This is a genomic window from Bacteroidota bacterium, assembly GCA_016722565.1.
GTDB lineage: Bacteria > Bacteroidota > Bacteroidia > 2-12-FULL-35-15 > 2-12-FULL-35-15 > 2-12-FULL-35-15.
Window position 1 is genome coordinate 586,302 of record JADKIU010000007.1, and the last position, 24,545, is coordinate 610,846.

General features: G+C 37.5%; 18 protein-coding genes. 4 read left to right on the top strand and 14 right to left on the bottom strand.

Annotation, left to right across the window (positions count from 1 at the left end):
* The first annotated feature begins 129 nt into the window (after positions 1-129).
* The 3 genes from IPP64_17405 (at position 130) to IPP64_17415 (ending at position 3,562) form a co-directional block, all read left to right on the top strand.
* On the top strand, positions 130-615 hold the full coding sequence (locus IPP64_17405; GenBank protein MBL0331139.1) for a T9SS type A sorting domain-containing protein: 486 nt from the start codon (positions 130-132) through the stop codon (positions 613-615).
* A 12-nt stretch (positions 616-627) separates the two neighbouring features.
* The gene (locus tag IPP64_17410) at positions 628-2,547 is read left to right on the top strand and encodes a collagen-like protein (protein ID MBL0331140.1); all 1,920 of its coding nucleotides are present in this window, start codon (positions 628-630) and stop codon (positions 2,545-2,547) included.
* Positions 2,548-2,620: 73 nt separating this feature from the next.
* On the top strand, positions 2,621-3,562 hold the full coding sequence (locus tag IPP64_17415) for a M20/M25/M40 family metallo-hydrolase (GenBank protein MBL0331141.1): 942 nt from the start codon (positions 2,621-2,623) through the stop codon (positions 3,560-3,562).
* Between the two features lie 53 nt (positions 3,563-3,615).
* Here IPP64_17415 and IPP64_17420 read toward each other — a convergent pair whose 3' ends face one another.
* The 4 genes from IPP64_17420 to IPP64_17435 all read right to left on the bottom strand — a co-directional run bounded on the left by IPP64_17420 (position 3,616) and on the right by IPP64_17435 (position 13,597).
* On the bottom strand, positions 3,616-4,080 hold the full coding sequence (locus IPP64_17420) for an SET domain-containing protein (protein ID MBL0331142.1): 465 nt from the start codon (positions 4,078-4,080) through the stop codon (positions 3,616-3,618).
* Between the two features lie 68 nt (positions 4,081-4,148).
* Positions 4,149-7,484 (bottom strand): T9SS type A sorting domain-containing protein, encoded by a 3,336-nt coding sequence (locus tag IPP64_17425; protein MBL0331143.1) that lies wholly within the window; start codon positions 7,482-7,484, stop codon positions 4,149-4,151.
* A gap of 436 nt (positions 7,485-7,920) precedes the next feature.
* Positions 7,921-11,337 (bottom strand): proprotein convertase P-domain-containing protein, encoded by a 3,417-nt coding sequence (locus IPP64_17430; GenBank protein MBL0331144.1) that lies wholly within the window; start codon positions 11,335-11,337, stop codon positions 7,921-7,923.
* Positions 11,338-11,695: 358 nt separating this feature from the next.
* Entirely contained in the window at positions 11,696-13,597 is a 1,902-nt protein-coding gene (locus tag IPP64_17435; GenBank protein ID MBL0331145.1) for an amidophosphoribosyltransferase, read from the bottom strand.
* Positions 13,598-14,336: 739 nt separating this feature from the next.
* Between IPP64_17435 and IPP64_17440 the strand changes: the two genes are divergently transcribed.
* Positions 14,337-15,899 (top strand): hypothetical protein, encoded by a 1,563-nt coding sequence (locus tag IPP64_17440; GenBank protein MBL0331146.1) that lies wholly within the window; start codon positions 14,337-14,339, stop codon positions 15,897-15,899.
* A 44-nt stretch (positions 15,900-15,943) separates the two neighbouring features.
* Here the strand turns inward: IPP64_17440 and IPP64_17445 are convergent, their stop codons facing one another.
* The 10 genes from IPP64_17445 to fabF all read right to left on the bottom strand — a co-directional run bounded on the left by IPP64_17445 (position 15,944) and on the right by fabF (position 24,545).
* On the bottom strand, positions 15,944-16,963 hold the full coding sequence (locus tag IPP64_17445) for an amidohydrolase (protein MBL0331147.1): 1,020 nt from the start codon (positions 16,961-16,963) through the stop codon (positions 15,944-15,946).
* A 52-nt stretch (positions 16,964-17,015) separates the two neighbouring features.
* Entirely contained in the window at positions 17,016-17,585 is a 570-nt protein-coding gene (gene gmk / locus IPP64_17450) for a guanylate kinase (GenBank protein ID MBL0331148.1), read from the bottom strand.
* Between the two features lie 5 nt (positions 17,586-17,590).
* On the bottom strand, positions 17,591-18,454 hold the full coding sequence (locus IPP64_17455; GenBank protein ID MBL0331149.1) for a YicC family protein: 864 nt from the start codon (positions 18,452-18,454) through the stop codon (positions 17,591-17,593).
* Positions 18,455-18,767: 313 nt separating this feature from the next.
* Positions 18,768-19,661 (bottom strand): EamA family transporter, encoded by an 894-nt coding sequence (locus IPP64_17460; protein MBL0331150.1) that lies wholly within the window; start codon positions 19,659-19,661, stop codon positions 18,768-18,770.
* A gap of 83 nt (positions 19,662-19,744) precedes the next feature.
* Complete coding sequence (locus tag IPP64_17465) at positions 19,745-20,095, bottom strand: hypothetical protein (protein MBL0331151.1); 351 nt, start codon at positions 20,093-20,095, stop codon at positions 19,745-19,747.
* Entirely contained in the window at positions 20,095-20,556 is a 462-nt protein-coding gene (locus IPP64_17470) for a hypothetical protein (GenBank protein ID MBL0331152.1), read from the bottom strand. Before IPP64_17470 ends, IPP64_17465 begins: the two co-directional genes overlap by 1 nt.
* 54 nt (positions 20,557-20,610) lie before the next feature.
* Positions 20,611-22,044, bottom strand: coding sequence for a pyruvate kinase (gene pyk, locus IPP64_17475; GenBank protein MBL0331153.1), 1,434 nt, complete (start codon positions 22,042-22,044; stop codon positions 20,611-20,613).
* Between the two features lie 15 nt (positions 22,045-22,059).
* The gene (locus tag IPP64_17480; GenBank protein ID MBL0331154.1) at positions 22,060-22,479 is read right to left on the bottom strand and encodes an IPExxxVDY family protein; all 420 of its coding nucleotides are present in this window, start codon (positions 22,477-22,479) and stop codon (positions 22,060-22,062) included.
* Between the two features lie 76 nt (positions 22,480-22,555).
* Positions 22,556-23,260, bottom strand: coding sequence for a ribonuclease III (rnc, locus tag IPP64_17485; GenBank protein MBL0331155.1), 705 nt, complete (start codon positions 23,258-23,260; stop codon positions 22,556-22,558).
* A 28-nt stretch (positions 23,261-23,288) separates the two neighbouring features.
* Positions 23,289-24,545, bottom strand: coding sequence for a beta-ketoacyl-ACP synthase II (gene fabF / locus IPP64_17490; GenBank protein MBL0331156.1), 1,257 nt, complete (start codon positions 24,543-24,545; stop codon positions 23,289-23,291).

The following is a 24,545-nucleotide window of genomic DNA, read 5'->3' on the forward strand; positions in this document are numbered from 1 at the left end:
AAATCCCCTTATAAATTATATGATTTACCTCAGTTTCTGTAAAATGTTCATTTTTTTACAGGTTGATTTGTCGAAGAAATTGAGTTTATCACTACTTTTCGTTAAGTAAAATAACTAAAACATAAACAAATGAATCAGAAAAAAACAAAACTATTGTTATTGTTTCTTGCTGGAATGGGTATCTCGGGCTTACAAGCTCAAGATGCTGCAACTGCATCCGGGGGGGATGCCAGTGGTGCAGGCGGAAGTGCCGCCTACTCTGTTGGTCAGGTTGCATACACCAGTATTGAAACTGCTTCTGGATCGGTTAACCAAGGTGTTCAGCAGCCTTACAAGGTTTCCGCGATCGGAATTAACACGAATCCTGACATTGATTTATTGATGTCGGTTTATCCAAATCCAACGGTGACACTTATTAATTTGAGTGTTCAAAACATGGATTTGAGCAATCTTTCATATCAATTGTATGATGTGCAAGGAAAGCTGTTGGTGAATCAAAAAATTACGACTGCAGTTACTTCTGTTTTAATGGAGGAGTATGCTACAGGTAATTATTTTTTGAAGGTTACCGATAAAAATGCTGAATTAAAGTCTTTCAAAATTATTAAAAACTAAAAACACTAAACGATGAAAAGAATTTTTACTCTAGCAGCTGCAATGCTGTTAACTGTGGGAATGTTTGCCCAAGCTCCTCAAAAGATGAGCTATCAAACAGTAATCAGAGATGCCTCCAATGCCTTAGTGGCAAGTGCTCCAGTAGGTATCCAAATTAGTATTTTACAAGGTTCTGCTACAGGAACTGCTGTGTTTGTAGAAACACATACCCCAACAACTAATGCTAACGGTTTAGCTAGCTTACAAATTGGTGGTGGTACTGCAGTAACAGGAACTATGGCTGGTATCGACTGGTCAGCTGGTCCTTACTTTATTAAAACAGAAACAGATCCATTAGGTGGAACTGCTTACACTATTTCTGGAACTACAGAATTAGTAAGTGTACCTTATGCATTATTTTCTGCAAACGGAACTCCGGGACCAATAGGTGCTACAGGAGCTACTGGTGCTGATGGTATTGCTGGTCCGGTTGGTCCTACAGGTGCTGATGGAGCTGTTGGTGCTACTGGTGCTGATGGTTTAGTTGGTCCTACAGGTGCTGATGGAATCGCTGGTCCAGTTGGTCCTACAGGAGCTGCTGGTGCTACTGGTGCTGATGGAATTGCTGGCCCGGTTGGTCCTACAGGATTAACTGGTGCTACAGGATTAACAGGAGCTGCTGGTGCAAATGGTGCTACTGGTGCTACTGGATTAACTGGTGCTGCTGGAGCAAATGGTGCTACTGGTGCTACTGGATTAACTGGTGCTGCTGGAGCTACAGGTTTAACTGGTGCTACAGGTTTAACTGGAGCTACTGGATTAACTGGAGCTACTGGATTAACTGGAGCTACTGGTCCTGGTACTTTAACTGGAACAACAAATTATGTTGTTAAGTTTACTGGTGCTACTGCTGGCGGTAACTCAACTATTCAAGATAACGGGACTTCTATTTCTATGGGGTTAACTACTCCTTCAATTATTTACCAAAATTATGTTTATCGTCAGCAATTAACTATTAATGGTGATGGACAATCTACAGTGTTCGGCTACCGTACACGTGACTCACAAAATGATGGTACTGGTTATTCACAAATACAAACAAATCGTGCAAGCTCTGGTTATAATTTCTGGGGTGATGTTTATACATTTGGTGATGCATCTTACAACTACAATGACTATTCACGTTGTGGAGGTAGTTTTGGTGCGGATGTAAATGGCGCATATTGGGGATCTTTGGGTTATAGATCATCTGGTTTATTAAACTATGGTGTTTATGGATCTGCTGCTTACGCTTCAGGTGCTGGTCGTTTAGCAACTGGAACTGCAACCGGAATCGGTTCTGGTTTCTATGGTGATTTAATGGGCGGCTGGGTTCGCGGTGATGTAATGGGTTTTGCTTCTCAAGGTTCATTATTTGCTTCTTACAATGTAGGTAATACTTACACAACTGGTTTCCACGCTGATTTAGTGAAAACAAATGGTTCTGTAACTCCTGCTTTCGCAGTTACTTCTACTTCTGTAAAAGTTTATGACGATGGAGCTGCAACATTATCTAGCGGAACAACTCGTGTTAACTTTACACCTGAGTTTGCTGCTTTAGTAAATGGTAAAGCAACTGTTACTGTTTCTCCAATGGGAAATTGCAACGGTTTATATATCGTTTCTATTGACGAAAAAGGATTTACTGTTGCTGAAATGAACAGCGGAACAAGCAATGTTGAGTTCTCTTACATTGCTATCGGAAAACGTGTTGATGCTTCTGAATCAACTGTTCCTGCAGTACTTACTACTTCAACATTCACAGAAAAAATGTCTGGAATGATGTTTAATGAAGGTAATACAAAACAATCTGGTTCTGCAATGTGGTGGAACGGTTCAAACTTGGAATTTTCAACTCCTCCATCTTTGACTCGTGAACAAAAAACTGCTTTGTTAGGTACTTCTAACAGATAATTAATAAATAATTTAGTACATTTATATCAGTCCTGTAAGGTTTCCTTACAGGACTGATTTTTTATATAAACCCATGCGAATCGTTTTCATCTTTTTTGTTTTTCTTTCTAATTCTATTCTCGCACAAAACAAAGCGATTGCTCCCTCCTGCTCGCAATCCTATTTTCAATATGTGATTGCAACCTTGGCGCATGATTCCATGGAAGGTCGTTTGCCTGGAACAGTTGGTGAAAAAAAATCTGCCGAATTTATCAACCAACAATTTTGTAAAGCAGGTGTAAAACCAATTCATAAAAAACAAAGCACTTTTCCTTTTACTTTTAAAAATGAAGATTCGACAGTTGTAGCCTCCGTTGGAAACATTGTAGCTAAAATAGATACCAAATCAGAATACTGCATTGTAATTTCTGCACACTACGACCATATTGGACATGGAGAACATCATTCCTTAGCTCCATTCTCAAACAATGCAATTCATAATGGTGCCGATGATAATGCGAGTGGTGTTGCAATGATGCTTGGATTGGCAAGTTGGTGTAAAGAAAATCAGAAAAAGTTGAATTACGATATTGTATTTGTTGCCTTTAGTGGTGAAGAGGATGGACTCTTCGGTGGCAGTTATTTTCTATCGCAAAATTTAATTGATACCTCAAAAATAATTTGCAATATCAATTATGATATGGTTGGACACCTCGACAAAAGCCGACCAATGATTGAAGTAGATGGGGCATTAGAGACCGAAGCGTGGAACATGCTGTTACCAAATGATACAACCAGTCAATTTATTGCCGAACGCTCTCGAATTCGTATCAAAGGCGGTGCCGATCACTGTGTGTTTATAGAGGCAAACATCCCTGCCATTTTGATTTCAACAGGAATTACAAGCTTTTATCATCGCCCTACTGATGATTTAGAAACCATCAACTTCCTTGGCATGGAAGCAATCGGCAACTACTCGATTGAATTGTTACTTCGCTTGAACAACAAAAAAGAGTTGCATCTTTTTTTAAAGTAAAAAAGAATTTCATGCACTGGTTATACAGTGTATTCAATTCAGAATTCAAACTTTTACTTGCTCAATTTATTTTTAAAGTTTTTCCAATACGATTTTCCATAGCTACAAAATATTTCTTCCCCCATTTTAATGGCTCTATCTGAAACGATACAAACAACATCGTTTTCATCCAAAGAAATGGTTGCGTTTTTTTTAAACTTTGTTTTTGTAAATCCTGTAGCATCGTTGGCATACTTTGCAAAACAATTCACATGCATGGCGTCCAGGATGCTTCCATCCAACATATTCATAAAATAAGCATCTTCCCCTCTGGTTGCTCTGCCCTTCGCTTCAAATGCACTAAGTATTTCTCCCTTAAACAACGAGATCACCTCATCTTTAAAAATTGGGATTGCAGTAAACAAGCCATTTCCGGCATTTTTTATTTGCGACTCCTGAATGTATAAGTAATCGGATTCATTCGCATCAATTTTATAATTGATGGTGTTGGAATACCTATTTTTAATTTCTCGTTTCATTTTCGCAGAAATAAAAAACCCTTCTCCGAAAGGGAGAAGGGTTCCTTTGATTTTAAAATTACCCTAAATTATTGGATAATCAATTTTTGAGTTTTTGAATCGGATCCTGTATTCAATTTGATGAAATACAAGCCTTTTGATAAACCTTCAACATTAATTTGTTTGTTGTATCCGGCATTCACATTTCTATCAAAAGAAGTAAACACTTCTTTTCCTTGAATATCGACAATACTAATTCTTAATTCAGAAAAATTAGCGTTGTTGATTGTAACATTAAATGCACCATTCGTTGGATTTGGATAGATAGAAACACTTCCTTCAGCAATTTCATCAATTCCAATACCAGTAATTACAATCGTATTTGTAACTGTATCTACTCCACATGCATTTGAAACAATCAATTGAACGAGATAGGCTCCATTCGCAGTGTATGTATGGATAGGATTTGCAACTGTGGAAGTCGGACTTCCATCACCAAAATCCCAAACACTTGTAGTTGTTCCAGAAGTAGTATTTGTAAACGTAATCACATTGGCAACATTAAAATAGGTATACGATGCCACTGGAACGCTATCGACTACTATTGTTTGAACGGTTGAATCACATGCGCTTAGCATATATGTAATTGTATGTGTTCCAACTCCTGCAGCAGATGGGCTGAAAGTTGAACCGGTAACACCAGCACCACTAAACACGCCACCTGCTTGAACAGGGACTAATGTAATGCTTGAATCTACAGTACAATATGTAGGAGCTAATGTTGTAAAAGAAGCATTTGCAGCACCAAGATCGGTTAAGATAATGGTTGTGCTTCCACCCGGAGTCGAATACGCATCCAATTGAACATAATAGGTTGCTCCCGGAGTTAAACAATTAACCGGATCAATCAAAGAAGAATAGTTAACACCACCATGAAGTGCATAATCCGCATCATCATCATTTGCTGCAACAAGTGTTGCTCCGCCATTTAAAATGGTGTCGCATGTAAGTGCACTCCATATTGCTAATTGCGTATCAAAACCCGGAGATTGAATTTTTACTCTTCCAGATGCTGGAGCAACAAATGTAAACCACAAGGTGTTCGTGATATTGCTATTACACCATCCTGTTTGCTCTTGACAACCAATTGCAGGAGGAGCTGGCTCACCAATTTCAACTGTTCCTACTGATGTTTGAAAAGGACCATTTGTTCCAAAAGTTAAAGGAAGTGCTCCACAAACATTATCATAGGTAACTGTTGTTGTAAAACTATAAGGACCAGCCAATGTACTTTCGCCATCTCCTGTTCCAGAACAGTCTTGCGATACATACACTTCATAAACTGTTCCTTGATTTAAGCCTGTGATTGGATAAGGAGAGGTTAAAACCGTATCCGCTGTTCCTGTACCGGCAGCAAATCCTGTTGTATCATATTCAATAATGTAAGGACCTGTACAAGTTGGACATGACCATGTAATGATTGCAGAATCAGGGCCAACGTTTGTAACGGTTACACCAAATGGTTGCGGACAAGCAGGAGGTGTACAATTTGTTGCGAAGGTTGTAAATACTGAATCTTCAGCAAGAAGCGATCCATCTGAAAATTGAGCGACAGATACATTAAATGGATTGAACAATTCAAATGAACATTCACTCGGATAGGATCCTCTGTTCCAAGAAAGAGTTGTGGTTGCACCATCACACAATGGAACGAGTATAGAATCTGTTAATGGCCCACCAGGTAAAGTTACATTTTGAACCAATACTCCGTTTTGTCGGATGTCAATACTTGCTCCGTTCCAACTATCATATAAATCTGATAATACAAAAACATAATTACACGTTGCGCCACCACAGATGGTATTAAAATCGTATGGTCCGGTCCATGCACTATTCACACCTCCACCGCAATCAGCACGCACATAATATTGGTAGGCAGTTAAGGAAGTTAATCCTGTAACGTTGTATGAATTTACAACTGTTGAATCCGAAGGAATTGTTGAACCCGTAGGAGCAGTTAATGGAGCTAAACCATAATATACATCCCAATTTGTTTCCGTTCCTCCAGCTGTCCAAGCCAAATTAGCAGAATTGGTTGTAGAACCGGAAGCGGTTAATGTATTCGGTTGAATACATGCAGGAGCAGGTGTAATGTTAATGCTGTAATCTTCTGTTTCACCGTATCCATAAGTTCCACAAGGAGTTGGACTTCCTTCAACACCTACAATTCTCATCCCTGTAACACCTAAAGTTGCTGTTAAAGGAACAGTAAATGTACCTGTTTCAATGTGTGGTCCGTTTGTAAGCGTTGCAGCGGCATAAACTTCTTCACCCGGATCTGCAAATGAACCATTTTGATTAAAATCGATATAGATACCAAAGCTATTATCATAAGGCCCACCGCAAGTAATCATTTCTAATGAAAATGGGACAATCGTTGATTGCGCGAAATTAACTGGGGGAAGTGCAGTATAATTCGAATACAAGTTTAAAACTGAACCAGCACCACCAGTAGTAGAACACGTAGAAGAGTTATTTAAAGCACCAACTGTTACATTTCCAACTTCAGTATCGCCAGTTTGCGTTGCACCAGAAGCACAGTAGCAAGAAAAGAACGGACTCATTGCTACGGAAATAGCATTTGATGTATCACTCAAACCACTTGCAGTACAAGTTACAATACATTGATAAAAAGTAGCTGCAGTTTGTGAAACAGAAGCAGTTGCAGTTGTTGCACCAGCAATGTTTACATAAGGAACAATTCCATCTGGTGATGATTGCCATTGAAAGGTAAGACCTCCAGCGATGCTATAACCTGCTAATGCAAGATTAAAATTTGCACCACTACATGCAGTTGTTGGAGCAGAAGCTGTTCCTGCAACAGGAGTTCCTGTGCAAGGCAACGCATAATCAACAATTAGTTGTGGTTGGTTTGCAGTGATGGAATTATTATACCCAGCAAATGTATAAACGTTGGTACTTCCTCTGATAACACCATAGGTAATTTGTCCGGTTCCAAGAGCCGTATTTAAATTTGTAATTCCGGCAGGAATAAGTGGCATCAAAAAGGTGTTGGGTAATGAAGAAAATGCCCAGCTTCCTCCTGCTGCACCGGGAGAAGAATTAAGTGCTGTATAAAAGCCTGCACCGGGTGTTGCTGCATCCAATGTTGTAGATGTAATTTTGTTGACTGTACTTCCGCTGCTTGCAGAAGGTGCAATCGCAACGAATTTAATGGTTGCCCCCGTAACAGTTGCACCAACAGGAATAGATGTTAAATCAAATTTGATATATCCTCTATCACAAGAGGAACAAATGTTTGTTAAATCTCCTGGTGTAGAGACATCCGCTGCAGTTGTCGTTCCTGACAAAACAGCATTAAGTGTAATTGTTTGAGCAGATACTTTAAATATGCTCACAAGCATAAAACATGACAATAGTAAAACTGTCCGCATTTTAAATTTGTACTTTTCTTTCATTTTGTTGAGATTAAGTAAGTAATATTTTTTTACAACATGGCAAGCCCTTCGATTTAAAACACAGGGTTTTAAACTACATTTTCATTTTATGATAGCCTAATGAAAACCAGCAAATTAAGTAAACACATCCGGGAGTAGATATGAATGTAATAACTTAGCCAAGAAGTAATCGAGTACAAAGGTAAATCTAAAGAATCAAACCATCGCAAATAAATACAATAATTCGATAGAATGACATTATTGGTCGACTATTTGCCACTATTCGGGGGTTTTTTATTACAATTATAAAGTTTCATTCGGAAGTGAGTGATGATTGTAAAAAACAGAACAAAAAAAAGCCTTACACGTTCGTGCAAGGCTTTTAAATTTATTCTATTTCAACTTATTGAACAATCAATTTTTGAACTTTCACATCAGAACCAGTACTTAATCGAATGAAGTAAACTCCTTTTGCTACTTTGTCTAAATTAATTTGTTTATTGAAAGTACCATTTACATTTTTATCTACAGAAGTAAATACTTCTTTCCCCTGAACATCAAAAATAGTAATCAATAAGGCGTCAACGTTTACATTGTTGATCGCGATGTTAAATGAACCTATTGTAGGGTTTGGATAAACAGCTACTTCAGAAGAAGATAAGTTTTCTTCGATTCCTGTACAATCTTGAACAGTGATGCTGTTAGATGCTGCATTTGAACAAGCGTTCGCATCTGTTACTGTATACGTGATTGGGAATGTACCAACACCAGCAGTAGTCGGGTTAAATGTGGTACCAGTTACAGCAGTACCAGAATAAACACCACCAGCAGGAGAACCACCGGTTAATGTTACAGAAGTAAGTTGTAAACAAACAGGAGCAGTGAATGGTGACATCGATACAGAAGGCAATGCATTTACCATTACATAAACAGAATCAGAATTTTTACATCCGTTAACATCTGTTCCAATAACTGTGTATCCAGTTGATACAGTAGCTGCGAATGCAACTGCATTTGTAGCTCCGTTATCCCAAGTGTAGGATGTTGCACCACCACCGGTTAATGTAATCATAGAACCAGAACAAACGGTATCGTTATTAACCGAAGCTGTTACAGTAGGTAAAGGATTAACTACAATTGTTGTAGAAGCTGTGTTCATACAACCATTTGCATCTGTTCCAATTACAGTGTACGTAGTTGTATCTGTTGGAGCAAACATTACTCCATCAACAACTGAATTATCCCAAGCGTAAGAAACTGCACCACCACCAGTTACGTTCACTGAATCACCAATACAAATTGAAGAAACAGAAGCTGTAGCTGTAACGGTAGGTAAAGCATTTACTGTTAAAGTAACAGAAGCAGTATTTGTACAACCGTTACCATCTGTTCCAACAACGTTATAAGTTGTAGTTGCAGTTGTGGAAGCGAATGCTACACCATCTACTGCTGAGTTATCCCATGCATAAGATGTTGCACCACCACCTGTTAAAGTTACCATATCACCAGCACAAAGTGTAGATGAAGAAGCAGCACCTGTTACGGTTGGTAAAGTATTTACTGTTACTGTAGTTGAAGCTGTGTTCACACAACCATTTGCATCAGTTCCAGTTACGTTATACGTTAAAGTTGAAGCAGGAGTAAAAGCCACACCATCTACTACTGAGTTATCCCAAACATAAGATGTTGCACCACCACCTGTTAAAGTTACAGAGCCACCAGCACAAACTGCAGCAGCAGTTGAAGAAGCAGTTACAGTTGGTAAAGCATTAACCGTTAAGATAACTGAAGCAACGTTTGTACAGCCGTTACCATCTGTTCCAACAACGTTGTATGCAGTAGTTGACGTTGAAGAAGCAAAAGCGACACCATCTACTACTGAATTATCCCAAACATAAGATGTTGCACCACCTCCTGTTAAAGTTACCATATCTCCATCACAAAGTGGAGATGCAGAAGCAGAACCTGTTACAGTTGGCAAAGCATTTACTGTTAACATAAGTGAAGTTGCATTTGTACAACCATTTAAGTCGGTACCAACAACGCTATATATTGTAGTTGCAGTAGAAGAAGCGAATGCTACTCCATCAACAACACCGTTGTCCCAAGCGTATGAAGCAGCGCCACCACCAGTTAATGTAACCATATCACCAGCACAAAGTGTAGATGCTGTAGCAGAAGCTGTTACTGTTGGTAAAGCATTCACGATTAGTGTTCTTCCTACCGCAGCAGAGTCAACACAGCCGCTTAAATTTGTTTTCGTCATATTGTAAACTCCTGCTATGGTTGCTACATAGGTATTTGTAGTTGCACTTGGAATAATTGCACCATTATAATACCATTGACTTGTACCACCGGAAGTACCTGTTAATGTAACAGAAGACCCTGAACAAACTGAAGTAGGACCAGAAATAGCAACAACAGGCAAAGGATTAATTGTAATTGCAATTGTCATGATACTATCGCAACCTGAAAAATTTGGAATTGTATCCATACGAGTTCCGCTAGTTGTATAGGTTTCATCGCCACTGGGAACAGTATAAGTAGCACAAGAAGCTACAGAAAAAGAGCTTGTTGTGTTAGAACAACAAATAGCTGTTTTAATCGCTAGGGCCCATGAAACCAAAGTTCCTGAATCTCCTCCAATATCATCAGAAACAGTAAGCGTCCATGTTCCATTTGGATTTTCGCCAATAAAAGCGGCCAATGCTTCTTCAGGAACTAAAGGATTCGCTGTTGTTAAGTTTACATACGCTTGATCAGTAACCAAGCCGTTATTTGTGGTATATGCCAAAACACCAAGCGGGTTGGCATCATCATCCCAATTTGTTCCATTAAAAACATTGTCGTTTCCTGCAGCATTGTCTGTAGTAATTGTAACAACAGTTCCTGAAGGGGAAGTAATCGTGATATCTAAATCTGAACTAAACGTATGCGTAATAAATGTCCCTAAATCAAGATCCATTAAGTACGTTGGAAGCCCAGATACTGAAATGGTTGAGGTAGTAACAGCATTGTCTGCTAAAACCGTTGGAGTTGTATTTGTAAAAACAACAGGTGCAGTAATGGTTGGTGTATTGGATAAGGTTGTCAAGTTCAATGACCATGAATTACAAGTACCAGCATCACCTGATAAATCATCACTAATCGTTAACGTCCAAATTCCATTTGGATTTTCACCAATGAATGCACCAAAATGTTCTTCTGGCACTAAAGGAGTTGCTACAACAAGGTTGGTGTAGGCATGATCTGTAACCAAACCATTGTTAGTCGTGTATGGAACAGCACCTAAAGGATTGGCATCATCATCCCAAACAGTTCCATTAAAAATGTTGTCGTTTCCAGCGGCATTATCCGTTGAAATTGTTACAACTGTTCCTGCTGGTGAAGTAAGGGTAATATCCATATCTGCACCAAAGGAGTGCGTAATAAAAGTAGTAAGATCCAAATCAAACAAATAGGAACCAAGACCAGTAACATTTAACGTGGTGGTAACCACAGCAACGTCAGCAATACTTGTTGGTGTAGATTGTGTAAACACAGTTGAGGTTCCTGTACAACCAACCGGAGCGGATGGTGCAGAAGAAACCGTGCTTGCGCCAGCAGCTCTAAGAGGTGTTGAATTGTCAGTTTTCGACTGACTCATCTCCTCTAAAAAAGCATCCAAATTAAAATTGGGGTTGTTCTTGTTTGCCGCAATTTTTTGCTGAACTTCTTTGTCAGCCAACAACACTTTTCTAGAATTATTCGCTGTTTTCACTTGTGCGTTCAGCGTCATCATTAAAGAAAGTGATAAAATTAGAGTAAAGGTTTTTTTCATCTTTGTTTTTTTTCGTTTTATACTTATAAATACTCGAAAATCAGATTGCAAAAATAGTGCTTTTTGAACCAAGAAAGACGCTATTTAACGACCAATTAATTAACATATCGATGAAAAGGAGTAATTTATAGGTAAGCACCACCAAATAGTCGCAATTAAATGATAATCAACAATTTAGATGGTCAAAATAGACCATCTCATCAAAAAAGATTGGGCCTTAATCGGTTAATTTGTTCGGTTATTGTGGACAACCTCTGAGATACCCTTCTAAAATGAATAGAATGGTTGAATTGAAAAGATAATAGATGTGTGGAAATAGTGGAATAAAAACAAGTGGCATTATAAAAAAGTACAGCTTTTAATAGGCTCTCACATTTTTGCCTTCCATATAATTAATAAATGATTTGTTCACCACTTTGTTACCTCCGGCCGTAGGATAATTTCCTGTAAAATACCAATCACCTGTATGATCGGGAATAGCATTGTGCAACCCTTCTATGGATTGATAAATGATGTCCACTTCGGCATTGATCGTATCCGGGCGCAGTAACTGAGCAATTTTCGTAGAGATTTGTTCTGCAGTAAACGGGGCATAAATTTCTTTCACCACATTCACAATTTGTTCTTTGGGAAGGTCTTCTTGTGCTTTTGCCTTTTCATACAATTCATCCAACAAATTGTCCTTGAAATTGTCTTTCAATAATTGCACAGCAGCTTGAAACGCAATAAAATCGCCTAGCTTCGCCATATCAATCCCGTAACAATCTGGATAACGAATTTGAGGTGCAGAAGAAACAACCACAATTTTTTTTGGTCCTAAGCGATCTAATATCTTTAAAATGCTTTGTTTTAAGGTTGTACCACGGACAATGGAATCGTCCACAATTACCAAGTTATCCACTCCTTCTTTAATTACACCGTAGGTTGTATCGTAAACATGCGCAACCATGTCGTCACGCTGTGAATCGTTGGTAATGAAGGTACGTAACTTCGCGTCTTTAATGGCGATTTTATGCACGCGCGGGCGAATCGAAAGTATTTCACTCAATTCGGGATCACGCACAGCGCTTCCCATTTGTAAAATTTTATGGCGTTTAATCGTATTTGCATAATGATGTAATCCTTCGATTAATCCACCAAAAGCAACTTCTGCGGTGTTTGGAATGTAAGAGAATACCGTATTTTTTAAATCATAATCAACGGACTTTAAAACAGAAGGTGTTAATTGGCTTCCTAATTTTTGTCTTTCTTGATAAATATCGGCATCACTTCCACGAGAAAAATAAATGCGTTCGAACGAACACGATGTTTTTTCTAATGGCTCAATAATTTCTTTTGATTTGAATGTCCCATCTTTTTTGATGATCAACGCATTTCCGGGAGCCAATTCTTTTACTTGTTCAATCGGAACATTAAAGGCTGTTTGAATCACCGGACGTTCGGAGGTAACCACCACAATTTCATCATCAGAATAATAAAATACCGGACGAATTCCACTTGGGTCACGCAACACAAATGCATCTCCATGTCCGAATAAACCGGCCATTGCATAACCGCCATCCCACTTTTTACTTGCATCTTTTAAGATGGTTTGCACATCTAAATTTTCTGCAATCAAGGCAGAAATTTCAGCATTTGAATGTCCTTCCTTTTTATATTTTTGAAACAATCGTTCATTTTCTTCATCCAAAAAGTGTCCAATTTTCTCCATCACAGTAACGGTGTCGGCCTTTTCTTTTGGGTGTTGCCCTAATTCTACCAATTGATCAAACAATTCATCCACATTGGTTAAATTAAAATTCCCTGCAACAACTAAATTTCGGGTCATCCAATTATTCTGACGTAAAAAAGGGTGACAATTTTCGATGCTGTTTCCACCGAATGTTCCGTAGCGGAGATGTCCTAAAAACAATTCACCGGTATACGGCAAATTTTTCTTCAGCCATTTTGCATCTAATAATTTATCTGGATTTTTTTTGTTAATGTCTTCGAAGCGGGAATTGATTTTTCCAAAAATTTCTTTTATGGCTCCGCTGCCAACTGCACGGGTTCTGCTAATGTACTTTGTACCGGGAACGACATCAAATTTTATGTTTGCAACTCCAGCTCCGTCTTGCCCGCGATTGTGTTGCTTTTCCATTAGTAAGTATAGTTTATTCACACCGTATAATGGTGTACCATACTTTTTGATGTAATAATCCAGTGGTTTGAGCAATCGAATCATTGCTATTCCACATTCATGTTTTATTGCATCACTCATAAATTTGGGGTTTTAAAAAGATGTCCTACAAATTTACGATTTTATTTCATTGGTTTTCTGAGATTAGACGGAAAAGGCATTTTAATGGACTAATAGAAAAATTAAGCCCACAATGGTAACGCAAAAGGGTTGTCACAGATTTATTGATTAAAAAAAAGAAAATTTAAGCTGATTATTGCCAAGGCAATTCAGATTCTAGCCTTTTTAATCTGCCAAAATTAATACACAACAAATAATCTGTGAATCTGTGGCTAAAACCTCTCATGTCCCAGACAAAAGACAAAAAAAATAAATCCCGAAGAGCTTGTCTGAACTTCGGGATTTGGATAAAACTAAACATGAAACACTGTTGTGCTACTCCTTCACAACGACAAGCTTTTTGTAATATAATGTAGTCGGGAGACTATCAATTAATATTACAAAGCAAATATAGATTGGTTTCAGTCCTAAAGCAAACAAAAAGTCCGGCAAAATAAGATTTCGAAGCGATATTTTAACACATTTTCATGCCACAAATAAGTACTTAATTTTTTTCAAACATCTGTTTTTATTGGGCTTTACGACAAATCGAGTAAAAGTATTATGCATACATATCATTAAGTTTTCGAAGGCTATTTTGGGAGGCGAAATTGATTGTTTTAAAAGGGGTTGAATTTGAGTGGAAAATGAAAAAAATTTAGATTTTCTCCTTTCAAATGATATATTTGTATATCCCCATTCAATTAATGTTAGAATAAGTATGTCATCAGCAAACCATTTGCATCAACTCATCAAATCTTTATCAGCCCCTGAAAAAGGCTACATAAAGAAACATGCGATGTTGCACGTAATCGGGGGACAAAACAAATACATCAAAATTTTTGATGCGATTGACAAGCAGAAGGTATACGATGAAAAGGAGATTATCCGCAAATTTAAAGGCGAACCGACACTCAACAATTTTGCTGTTGCAAAAAACTACCTGTTTAAATTCATTTTAAAATCACTGGAATCATACAACAACAATGTAAAAAGTGAATTGCGTAGCTCCTTAAATCAAATTGAAATTTTATACAATAAAAATCTTCCTGCTGTTGCTAAAAAAATAATTCTAAAAGCAAAAGCAACAGCGCTTGAACATGAGCTTTATGAGTTTATGGAATCGTTGATTGATTGGGAAATTATTTTGTTGGTGGAAGAAGCCACTCCTGAAAATTATTTGGAGCTGGTTAATAAATATTTTGACGAATTATACGAGTCCATCGAAAAAAAGAAAATCATTATCGGCTACAAACATCTGTACCAGAAATTGCGCGCAAAAGCTTTGTATACCGGCCTTGCCAGAAACGATGAAGATGTATTAGAATTTCAGAAAATTGCTAGCGAAGACAGCACCAATGGCAATCATTTGCTTAACACATTCAATGCTCAGTATTTCCGAAATTTAATGCAAGCGAATTTTTTATTTACCATCAATGAGCAAGAAAAAGCAAATGAAATTTTAAGAAAAACCGTGGACTTGCTCGACAAGAACAAACACATGGTTGATCTCAAACCATTTACCTATATCGGTTTATTAAGAAACAAGGCTGTTAATGAACTTTCGTTAATGCTCTACTCCGATTTATTCAACACCTTAGAGCGCATGGATCGTTTTGTAGAACAATATGGTCAGCTCAACAGAAATTATGAACTGTTAACAGAGAACTTAAAACTGTTTGTATATATTCCAACCGGTCAATTCGACAAAGCATTAGAAATTGCGAAAAAGGTAGAAATAATATATACACAACTCCCTCAAACAAAAACATTGCAAAAAGAAAAGCAACTGCATCATTATGCATTGGCTTATATCTATATTGGTTTAGGTGAATACAAACTTGCTAACCAAAACATCAACTTGTTATTACACAATACAGATTTAGATTTCAGAAGTGATTTGTTTTGCTTCGCTCACATTTTAAGTTTGATTATCTACTTTGAAATGGATGATGCAGAAATGATGGAAAAACGAATTCGTGCAACGTATCGTTTGTTGATGAAACGAAATAAATTGTACAATTTCGAAAAACAAATCATTGCATTCTTTAAAAATTCGCAAAACAAAGTGCGCAATTCGGTAGAACTAACCGCTGATTTTGTTGATTTAAAAAACAATATTGAAACATTAACCACAAACAAAGTAGAAAAAAATGCCTTAAACTTGTTTGATTTGATTTCCTGGTTGGAGAGCAAAATTGAAAAGAAAAGTTTTATGGAAATAAAACAGAAAAAGTTCGATCAGTTAATGTCAAATGAAGCGAGCAGTGCGCATATGCATTGATTGATGTGTTGATTACTGATTTTTTGATGTGACGATTGAACTACCTAAAGAAACTTCTCCTTCTTCAAATTTAGCCATTGCAAAGCTGCTCCGTTTAGAAGTAATTCTTTTACATCGCGTTCGTAAGGCATTTCTTTGATGAGTTTCCCTGGTTCTAATTCTCCTAGAGGAAAAGGGTAATCGGTTCCTAGTGCTACTTTATCCGCACCAAACATCCCAACCACATAATCCAACATTTGATCATCGTGCACCAAACTATCTATCCAAAATTTTCCTAAATATTCACGCGGATTCACATTGTTGTCGACTGCCACTAAATCGGGGCGACAATTAAAACCATGTTCGATTCTTCCGATGGTGGCAGGGAATGAACCGCCACCGTGAGCAAAGGCTACTCTTAAGTTTGGTAGGCGCTCGAAAATTCCTCCAAAGATCATGGAACATATTGCTAACGATGTTTCTGCGGGCATTCCAACCAACCAAGGTAGCCAATACTTTTGCATCTTGTCTTGTCCCATCATGTCCCAAGGATGCACAAACAACGCCATATCCAATTTTTCACAGGCTTCAAAAACAGGAAACAAATTGGCATCATTCAAATTCCAATCGTTCACATGTGAACCAATTTGAACTCCTGCTAATCCAATTTCTTTACAACGCTTTAATTCTTGTATCGCTAGCTCAGGTGATTGTAATGGAATGGTGCCTAATCCTACAAAGCGTTTTGGGAAACGTTTGACAATATCTGCAATATGGTCGTTAAGAAATACAGAAAGCTCTAAGCAATCTTGTGGTTTGGCCCAATAGCTAAACATCACAGGAACGGTAGAAAGCACCTGTACATCCACATGATGATGATCGCACTCGGTCATGCGTTTTTCAGCGCTCCAGCAATTATCTTCTATCTCCCTGAAAAATTTCCCATCATCCAAAATCATATTTGCGCAACAAGGTTTGTGGTGTTGCAATTGAACAAATCCTCCGTAACCGAATTTTTCTTTCCAGTTTGGAATGTTTTCCGGAAGGATGTGTGTGTGAATATCTATTGTAAGGATTTTTGCCATATGTTTAACCGCAGAGGGCGCTAAGCAGACGCTGAGATCGCGGAGATCTTTTTTATTCTTTTCCTAAAAACGTTGCAACTACTTTTTCTGCTTCCTCAAATGCGTGTTCCAACGTATCGTTTAAAATTATTTTATCAAATTGATTGGCTGTTTGTAATTCCACTTCTGCTTTACCAATTCTTCTGGCAATACTTTCGGGAGTTTCTGTTTCACGCATTTTCAAGCGTGTTTCCAGATGCTGAATACTTGGTGGCATCACAAAAATAGCGAGCGCTTGATCACCAAATTGTTTTTTAAGATTCAGTCCACCCACCACATCCATATCAAAAATAATGTGATGCCCTTTGTTCCAGATGCGTTCAATCTCTGCGTTTAATGTCCCGTAGAAATTATCTTTGTATACTTCTTCCCATTCTACAAACTCTTCATTCTCTATTTTCTTTTTAAACTCATCAACCGAAATAAAATAATAATCCACTCCATGTGTCTCATCTTTTCGCATTGGTCGGCTGCATGCCGAAACCGAAAACTCCAACTTGGGAATTTTCTTGAGCAAGTGTTGTACAATGGTTGTTTTGCCTGCTCCGGAAGGGGCTGAAAATATGATGAGTTTACCTTTCATTCAAACTATAAAACATTTAAAAGTTGTTCTTTTATTTTTTCCAATTCATCTTTCATCTGTACTACTAGCTTCTGCACCGAAGCATCGTTTGCTTTTGAACCAATGGTATTGATTTCTCTTCCGATTTCTTGAGAGATAAATCCAAGCTTTCTGCCACTGCCAGGTTCTTTCATCGTATTTAAAAAATAATCGATATGGGTTTTTAAACGCAATTTTTCTTCAGTAATGTCTAACTTTTCAATGTAATAAACCAATTCCTGTTCAAAACGATTTTGATCAATTTTTTCTTTTTCAATGACTTCGGAAAGGCTGTTTTTAATTCGTGTTCGAATATTCTCTACACGGAAAGCATCCATCTTTACAACTTCCGCCAACAAGGTGTCAATTAATCCGATGCGTGTGTTAAATTCATTTGCCAATGTTTTTCCTTCATCACCTCTGAATTTTTGGAATGCATCTATTGCTTTATCAACCGTTGCTTTTATCTGTTTCCATTCTGCTTCATCCAATTCCACCACTTCACGTTCTGCTTTCATCACATCCGGCATTTTCACAACCAGTGCCAACAAATTCGGTGTTACTTCATCCAATTCATCGGATAAAGCTTTTAATTCTTTGTAATACGTTTTTGCTAATGTTTTATTAATCGCTACAGGTAATGAATCTTGAGTGGCTTCGGTAAAAATGGTAATGTCTACTTTTCCGCGCTCAATTTGCTTGGAAATCTCCGCACGAAGCTCCAACTCCTTTTCTTTATACAAATAAGGGAGACGTAAATTTAAGTCCAGTTGTTTGCTATTCAGAGAGCGCACTTCAACTGTTACTTTTTTACCCGGTATTTCGGCAGTTGCTTTCCCGAATCCGGTCATTGATTTCATTTGCATAGCATTGTATTATATGAATAACAAATGTAGTGTTTTTTTGAGTTTTTACTATGGTGATTCGCGTTTTTTAAACACATAGGCACATAGTTTTATATGTTGCTCAAAACATCAACCAACGATACTAAATAATGATTGCTCAATTATTAATAAATATCAACGTTTTGTTTGCTATTCATAGATGAAGCAAGCTTCATTCACAATAGAGATCCTCTATGTTAAAAATTTATTTTTCTATGAAAATAACAGAGAACGGGAATAACAAAAAGCTATGTTTCTATGTGGTTATATTTTGAGGATGCTAATTGGATTTTTTAAACGGCATGCTAACAAGGTAAACACCAAAGACAATCAACACGGCTGCAGTAATTTTTCTTAAATCAAGCGTGTCATTTCGATAGATAAAAATAGCGAACAACGTTGCAAGGAAAGGTTGGAGATAAATGTAAATACTAACAATAGAAGGACTCAATGCTCTTAGTGCATAGGTATTTAATACGTATGCAAAAAACGTGGTAGCCAGCACAACAAATAGAATGTCGTACCAAATTACAGGAGGTAATGACTCCCATTTCACTGCTGTAAATTCTTTAAATCCAAAAGGAAGTACGTATAAAAAACCAAACAAAAACACCCACTTTACAATTGTAAAGGTATTATACTTGCTCATTAATGGTTTTACTAAAACCAAATACAAGGCCCAAGAAATAGAATTAACAAGTATCATTAAATCCCCTGAAATGGTTTCTGAACCGAAGGAAAATGCTTTGTTGAATAACAACAGCAGCAAAGCCCCTGCAATACCCAAACCGATTCCGAATAACTTATTGACTGAAACTCGTTCTTTTAAAACAGCTGCTGCAATTAACAAAACCACAATTGGATTTGAAATCATGATAATGGATGCATTGATTGGCGTGGTGATACTCAAACCTTTCAAAAACAAAAGTTGATTACAGGCAACACCAAAAACCGCTAACAGTGCGAAGCGAGGAAGATCTTTTTTATCAATTTTTTCTTTGATAAATAATGCACTTACCAGCCAAAATAAAATCAATGCTCCACCCACTCGCATTAATACAAAGGCGAATGGCTGAACATGCACTGGCATTACTTCTTTAGCAATGGAATAATTGGCTCCGTAAATTAAATTTACAGTAATTAATGCGAGGTGTGCTTGAAGGATCTTACTCATAACCTCTCCCCCTGCCCCTCTCCTTGCAATAGGAGAGGGGAGTTGATTGCGCTAAAAATATGTCTGTTGTTTTTCATCAGGCACTATAATTCAGCTTTTGCTGCAGCAACGTTATTTTTTGAATTCCCGACAAATATTTTGTCTTTTATAATAATTACGGGGCGTTTTAAAAACGTGTATTCTTCCAGAATGTATTTTTTGTAATCATCTTCTGTAAGTTTCTTTTTATCCAATCCCAAGGCACGATATTTTAATGCTACTCTGCTGAACAAGGCTTCGTAACTCCCTGCCATCTTTTTCATTTCTGTCAATTGAGCTGCAGTGATTTTCTCCGTTTTAATATCTTGAAATTTGAATTTTTTATTGTGCAGACCGAGCTCCGTAATGATTCGAGAACAAGTTGAGCAAGTGCTTAGGTAATAAATCTTCTTCATTATTTTTTAATTAATGCTTTGTATTCCTCTTTCGTCCAGTTTGTTTTTGTAAAAATGATCACAGTTGCGAATGGATTGGAATTAAAAACTTCCATTTGAGTTTTGCGTTTTCTTTTTGAATAATAGATGGATGGGCCATCTTTTACCCAACCATAATAACGTTCATTAACAAATTCCTGAATATGTTTCTCTGCACATGAATCACAGCAATATACATACTGAGAGATGATACATGTCCCCAAAGAATCAAATTGAAATTCACAATCAATTTTTTCATATCCGGAGACTGCTATTTTAAGCACACCTGCTGAATCCTTTGTTTCATAAGAATACTTTGGGTTGTTCTTAGCGAGATATTTAAAATGATCTCCGATCAGCTCTTTATTCAAATCCAGAAGACTATCATAAGTTGCGCACGAACTCAGAAAGCACAGTGTTATAAAGAACAGAATTGGTTTCATGTGAGCTTTTTTAAAGAACAGATTCGTAGTTTCGCTTCCGTTCGCTATCCTTACCTATTCTACCGCACTCAACTTAATCATATTTGATTTCCCTTTTTCGCTCAATGGAATACTTGCGATATTGATTACCAAATCATTTGTTTTCACCATTCCGCTTTTCTTCAAAATAAATTTGATATCGGCAATGGTATGATCGGTACTGATGTTTTTATCGTAGTAGAAACCTTGTACTCCCCACACCAAACTTAATGTTGTAAGAATATCGTAGTTATCGGTAAAGACAAATATTTTTGCTTTCGGTCGGTTACTGGATAATTTAAATGCAGTATATCCAGAATGTGTCATCGTAACAATGGCGGCAGCACCCGTGCGTTGTGCCATTTTAGCGGCAGTAAAACAGATGGAGTTTGTTAAGAAACGATCGTCACGCAAATCTACTTCGGGTGCTTCAAAATCTCTATCATAAATGTGTGACTCTTTTTCAACATGTTCAATAATTTTCGCCATGGCCTCTACTACTTTCGCAGGATGATTTCCAACAGAGGTTTCGCCACTTAACATAACTGCATCAGCACCATCCATAACACTATTCGCCACATCGTTTACCTCAGCACGCGAAGGGCTGATGTTGGTAATCATGCTCTCCATCATTTGAGTAGCAATAATAACCGGTTTGGAAGCTTCCAAACATTTACGAACCAACATTTTTTGAATTACGGGAACCTCTTGCATCGGAACTTCAACACCCAAATCACCGCGAGCTACCATCAATGCATCCGTTTCTTTAATGATATTATCAATATCAAAAATAGCTTCCGGTTTTTCAATTTTTGCGACAACACGTGTTCTTACGTTGTGATCAAAATTTTGAATCAAATGTTTTAATTCAATGATATCGGCTGCCGAACGGACAAAGGATAATCCAACCCAATCCACTTTATGTGTCAATGCAAAATCTAAATCTTTTAAATCTTTTTCGGTTAAGCAAGGCAATGAAATTTTTGTGTTTGGAAGATTCACTCCTTTTTTAGATGATAGTGTTCCACCATGTCCAACTACCGCTTTCACTTCATCTTTTCCATTCGTTGAAACAACAGTCAACAAGAGTTTCCCATCATCGATCAAAATGTTTTCTCCCACTTTCACGTCCTTTGGAAACTGAGGATACGTGATGTATAATTTTTCAGCAGTACCAATGCATTCAATGGTTGTAATAATTACCTCTTTCCCGGCAACCAATTCAACGCCATTGTTTTCAACCACACCGATACGCAATTTCGGGCCTTGCAAATCGGCAAGAATTGCTGTGTGCTTTCCTAATTTTTTGTTGATTGCTCGAATGGTTTCAATCTGTTCCAATACTTTATCGTATGCGCCATGCGAAAAATTAATTCGACAAACATCAGCTCCTGCATTAATCATTCCCTCAATCACTTCAGCAGATGAAGATGCAGGCCCAAGTGTTGCAACAATTTTTGTTCTTTTCATAAGTTATGCTATTGATTATAATATTAAATTCTGTTTTGATTTGAGTGCATTTACATCCACTCTGAAAGCGGTTTGCACCAAATTGCTTTCTTTAATTTGTTTGACCATGTCCATTACTTTTTCATCGTCTATTTCACCACGGATGATAAAAAAATAATCCACTTGTTTTTGTTCTGGAATAAGTAATCCTTTTTCGCTTCTGTTGGCAATGATAAAATATTCAACAAATTCATCCGGTTGCTCAAAACTGAACAGCGAAAAGTGGGATGGCTCATCTTGTTTTTTATCTTTTATCTCCAACGCATCTGTTTTAGTTAAATTTAAACCCAACTGATTGTTGAGTGCCCAACAAATGCGATAATCTTTCTCATGTGATGAAATACCAATCAACACAAAATCGTAATCATATTCTATTTCAAGAGTATATTTTCCCAAAACGTTTTTTTAAAACTATTGTAAATTTATGAATCTAATTGAAGAATTCCTGTAAATCAGAATTATTTTTACGTCATCAAATTCCTAAAACAGTACATGCATGTTCTGAAACCAGTTGTTCTGCTCGCTTTTTAGAAAAATGTTGTGCTTTTCCAATTGCCTCCGAATCAATCACCAATTGAATGCAATATTGTTTATCATCAGAAGATGCCCCATCAACAACTGTTTCAAAGCGAAATTCTTTTTTCTCTTTTTGCGCCCATTCAATCAATTTACTCTTAAAGTCAACTTCCTTCGTTTCCACTTCATCCATATCGATGTGCACGTTTACGATTCGGGTAAGAATAAACTTTTGTGCAAACGTATATCCTTTATCCAGATATATCGCTCCAATTAAGGCTTCATAGGCATCGCCATTGATGGAACTCGACTTATTATTCTGACGATCGTTATTTACTTCCAAAAATTTATTCAACCCCAACTTCATGGCGAGTTGATTGTGTTGTTGTCGGCTCACCATTTTTGACCTCATCTTTGTTAAAAATCCTTCGTCTTTAAACGGAAATTTTTTAAACAAATAATCTGCTACGACTGTCCCAATAACCGAATCACCAAGGAATTCAAGTCGTTCGTTACTATCTCTAACTCCCTTTTTAATTACTTGCGCTGCGGAGCTATGTCTGAATGCTAATTTATATAACGTAATATTGGTTGGATAAAAACCCAAAATATTATGAAGGGATTCATGTAATTTTTTGTCGGGAGAAAAATAAACCCTAATTGATTTTGTAAATTTTGGCAAGAGAGAATTAAGCTGTGTATTTCTTAACAATTACGGAAGCATTGTGTCCACCGAATCCGAAGGTGTTACTAAGAGCAGCACGCACAACACGCTTTTGAGCGGTGTTAAACGTCAGATTCAATTTATTATCCAACGCAGGATCATCATTAAAGTGATTAATGGTTGGAGGAACAATATCGTTTTGACAAGCCAATACACAAGCAATAGCCTCAATGGATCCGGCAGCACCTAATAAATGTCCGGTCATTGATTTTGTAGAGCTGATGTTTAATTTATATGCATGTTCACCAAATACACCAAGTATTGCTTTTGTTTCAGCAACATCACCTAATGGTGTAGATGTTCCGTGAACATTTACATAGTCAATGTCTTCGGGTTTCATTTCTGCATCTTGAAGTGCATTGCGCATTACATTCAATGCTCCCAATCCTTCCGGATGAGGCGCAGTAATGTGGTTTGCATCGGCAGTCATTCCACCACCTACAACTTCGGCATAAATTTTAGCCCCACGTTTTAAAGCATGTTCTAATTCTTCCAGAATTAAACACCCTGCACCTTCGCCTAATACAAAACCATCACGGTCTACATCAAACGGACGAGAAGCTGTTTCCGGAGAATCGTTTCTGGTAGAAAGTGCGTGCATGGCATTAAATCCGCCAATACCTGCTTCACATACTGCTGCTTCGGAACCACCGGTGACAATAATATCTGCTTTCCCTAACTTAATATAGGTTGCAGCATCAATAAGTGCATTGGTAGAAGAAGCGCAAGCAGAAACGGTAGTAAAGTTCGGACCACGCATTCCAAAGCGGATAGAGATGTGTCCGGAACAAATATCTGCGATCATTTTAGGAATGAAGAAAGGATTGAAACGCGGTGTTCCATCTCCTTTTGCATACCCAAAACATTCGTCTTGAAAAGTTTGTAACCCTCCGATACCAGAACCCCAAATCACACCAGCTCTATCTTTATCAAATGCATTTTCTCCATCTAATCCGGCATCTTTAACAGCCTGAATAGCGGAACACAATCCATATTGAGAAAACGGGTCGATTTTGCGAGCTTCCTTACGGTCGAGGTAATCTTCAGGATTAAATCCTTTTACTTCGCAAGCAAATTGAGTTTTGAATTTTGAAGCATCAAAACGAGTAATAGGAGCAGCACCGCTCACACCCTTCAGCAAATTGTTCCAGAAATCTGAAACATTATTACCGATTGGAGTGATTGCGCCAAGTCCTGTTACTACTACTCGTCTAATCTTCAT